This window comes from Eubacterium sp. CAG:156, assembly GCF_000434315.1.
Lineage (GTDB): Bacteria > Bacillota > Clostridia > Lachnospirales > Lachnospiraceae > Eubacterium_U > Eubacterium_U album.
Genome location: NZ_FR878154.1, coordinates 1 through 3,162, shown reverse-complemented (window position 1 = coordinate 3,162; position 3,162 = coordinate 1). Strand labels below are relative to the sequence as shown.

Annotated in this window: 4 protein-coding genes; 1 reads left to right on the top strand and 3 read right to left on the bottom strand. The window is 33.6% G+C overall.

From position 1 onward, the window contains the following. Positions 1-751, bottom strand: a 751-nt coding sequence (locus ABMA45_RS05035) for an aminotransferase-like domain-containing protein (protein WP_348029921.1), incomplete at its 3' end; no start/stop codon positions are given. Positions 752-860: 109 nt separating this feature from the next. On the opposite strand from ABMA45_RS05035, the gene ABMA45_RS05030 reads away from it, so the two are divergent. Then, positions 861-1,706: a pyridoxamine kinase gene (locus ABMA45_RS05030; RefSeq protein WP_022088794.1), complete on the top strand. Its 846-nt coding sequence runs from the start codon at positions 861-863 to the stop codon at positions 1,704-1,706. 116 nt (positions 1,707-1,822) lie between these two features. Here ABMA45_RS05030 and ABMA45_RS05025 read toward each other — a convergent pair whose 3' ends face one another. Both ABMA45_RS05025 and ABMA45_RS05020 read right to left on the bottom strand, forming a co-directional pair. Beyond that, a complete protein-coding gene (locus ABMA45_RS05025) occupies positions 1,823-1,990 on the bottom strand; it encodes a FeoB-associated Cys-rich membrane protein (RefSeq protein WP_022088793.1) in 168 nt (55 codons plus the stop codon). Between the two features lie 153 nt (positions 1,991-2,143). Next, the gene (locus ABMA45_RS05020) at positions 2,144-2,731 is read right to left on the bottom strand and encodes a cytidylate kinase-like family protein (protein WP_022088792.1); all 588 of its coding nucleotides are present in this window, start codon (positions 2,729-2,731) and stop codon (positions 2,144-2,146) included. Positions 2,732-3,162 lie beyond the last annotated feature (431 nt).

Sequence of the window (3,162 nt, the reverse complement as noted above, 5' to 3'; positions counted from 1 at the left end):
TAGGGAAATGATGGTTTGGTGAAATATGAACTATATTTGCATCGCTTTTTTCTAATTCATCTATACTTATTCCCTGATTATCCATAGGCAAATGTATAGTTCTTACACCATTGCTTTCATATACCATGCTTATCTTTCGATATCCGGGATTTTCAGTGGCAATTACTGAATCTCTTCCTAAAAGCTGAACTATAAGTCCATACAAATATTCTGTTCCGGCACCAACAATTATCTGATCCGCCAATACAGTCAGTCCTCTGAACTCACGTAAATGCTTTGCTATCGCACTTCTTAATTCCCATATTCCATTCCTTGATGGTGTCATAAGAAATGAGTTTTCCTCATCTAAAAGTTTCTGCCTCATTATTTTTGACCATGTAGCAAACGGAAAACTGTCATACCTTACATGATTTGAATTAAAATCAACTATCCACTTTACTTTCTCGGGCTTATTAATTTTGTATTCACTAACATTTTCTGTTACTTCCTGATTTTCAGATATCTGATTTGTAATCTCATTTGCAAAATATCCTTTTTTCTCAACTGCGCGAATATACCCTTCTACTAAAAGCTGTGCATAGGCATTTTCTACGGTTATTACGCTTATATCATGATTTTTTGCCATATTTCTTTTTGAAGGTAGCTTCTCATCTGTTTTTATTTTTCCCGATACTATGTCATCCTTTATACATTTGTACAAATATTCGTACAATGTGAGCGTTCCTCTTTCATTTAAATTATATGTCAGCATCTTTTCCCCTATCTGGTGTTTTAAATAATACAAATTTAGGTCTTTTCAATAATACCATAAGTGGATTATAATGTAGAAAATTGCTTTTGTAAACGGAGGAAAATATTCTATGAAAAGAATTATGACTATACAGGATATCTCTTGCATTGGAAAATGCTCTCTGACTGTTGCCTTACCCATAATTTCTGCTATGGGCGTGGAAACTGCCATTGTTCCTACTGCGGTCTTATCCACGCATACTAATTTTTCAAATTTCACATTTAGGGATTTGACTGAAGATATGCCTTCGATTAAAGATGTATGGGTTAAAGAAGGTTTTAAATTTGATGCCATTTACACAGGATATATCGGAACGCTTGAACAAATTGACATTGTTTCTGATTATTTTAAAACATTTAATAATCCGCATGGTTATATCATTGTAGACCCGGCAATGGCTGATAATGGGAAGTTATACACAGGCTTTGACATGGCATTTGCTAAAAAAATGACTACTCTTTGCTCTGATGCAGATATTATTCTTCCGAATATATCAGAAGCCGCATTTATTACTAACACTCCATATCCCGGGGAAGACGCCTCTGTAGATGAAATTAAAGCTATGTTACTTAAACTTGCTAATCTAGGTCCGAAAATTGCAGTTATAACAGGTGTACATATTGAACCTAATCGTTTCGGATATATTGGATACAATACTGAAAGTCAAACTTTTTTCAGTTATTCTACCAAGGAAATTGCGATTAAATCCCATGGGACCGGAGATGTTTTTGCTAGCACAGTTACCGGTGCATTGATGAATGATTTTTCTATTGAAGACTCATTAAAAATTGCCGCCGATTACACCTGTAAATGTATTGAAAACACTTATAACGATAAAAATGCTGTAACATACGGAGTTAATTTTGAAGCAGAAATTCCATACCTTTTAGAACTGATTGGGAAATCAGTTTCATAAACAAGTTCTTATAATATTACAGTACACAACAAAAACTCTCCTTTAAGCATAGGATTAATTTTCGCCTATTCGCTTTTAAAAGAGAGTTTTTTTATTCTTATAAGGAAATATATTTTTTACTGTCCACCATGGCTACAACCGCTACATCCGCTACAACCACTGCATCCGCTACAGGTTTTACCATTTTTCTTGTCTTTTCTCATCGACCATACTATAAGAGCTACTATTGCTATTAAAATAATAGCTACAACAATTGTTCCGATATTTTCTACTATAAACGGCATTCTAATCACTTCCTTTAAATAATACTAACGAAAAAGGCTTAATCGGGAAAATTAAGCCTTTCTCAGTTCTAATTATACATAATGGCTTGTTAGTTCTACCTAACTGTAAGTTAGTTTATACTAACTAGAGCCAAATGTCAATAGTTTTTAGTATTATTTTACAAGTTCTTCGATAATATCTACGCACTTATCAATTCCGAGTGTTCCTGTATTTAAAGAAATGTCGTAATTATCACATACGCCCCAATCCTGGTCTGTGTAATATTTGTAATTTATTTTACGCTTTTTATCTTTTTCTCTTAAACGTTTCTCAGGTGATTTATCTGTCTCACCATATTCCTTAACAATACGTTCTGCTTTAAATTTTTCATCTGCATGAATAAATACGTTGAAGCAATCATCTCTGTCCCTCAAAATAAAGTCAGCACATCTTCCGACAATAACACAAGGTCCTTTTTCTGCCAAGTCCAAAATTATCTTTCTCTGTGCATTCCATACATAATCATTTATAGATATTCCGTTCACATCTCTTCCTACAAATGCATATGAGAAAATACTTTTAGTTGGTGAGTGTTCACCCTGCTCCTTAATAAAATCCTGAGAAAATCCTGTTTCTTCATGTACTTTTTCAATTATTTCCCCATCATAAAAAGGAATATTAAGTCTCTCTGCAAGTTTTCTTCCAACTGTTCTTCCGCCGCTACCAAATTCTCTACTAATTGTAATAATATTCTTTTTCATAAGCCACGTCCTCCTCGTTCATTTGATATATAAATTATATCACAATTTCGCATTTTTTGTGCAATTAATCATTACAAAATCATGCAAAAAACTGAAACTATACCGCTTGATTTTTGTATTTTTGTTATGCACACGGCTTCGCCTTGTATAACACTTCGAATCCGCTTCGCTTCTTCTCAGTGATTATACATTCGCCAAATTTTTTCATTTTTTTTTGCCAGCAAAAAACTGAAAAAACTTGGCTCATTGTGCATAACAAAAGAGCGACAACCGTAAATTTTAAAATTTACAATCATCGCTCAGTTACATATATCATGGAGTCATTGCGACTCTGTCAGGGGACAGCTGTCTGCCCCGAGCAAATTCTATGTAATTATATAATCTCAATTCAGTCCGACATTCTAAATCAATCTTAGTTATTGATTAACTTG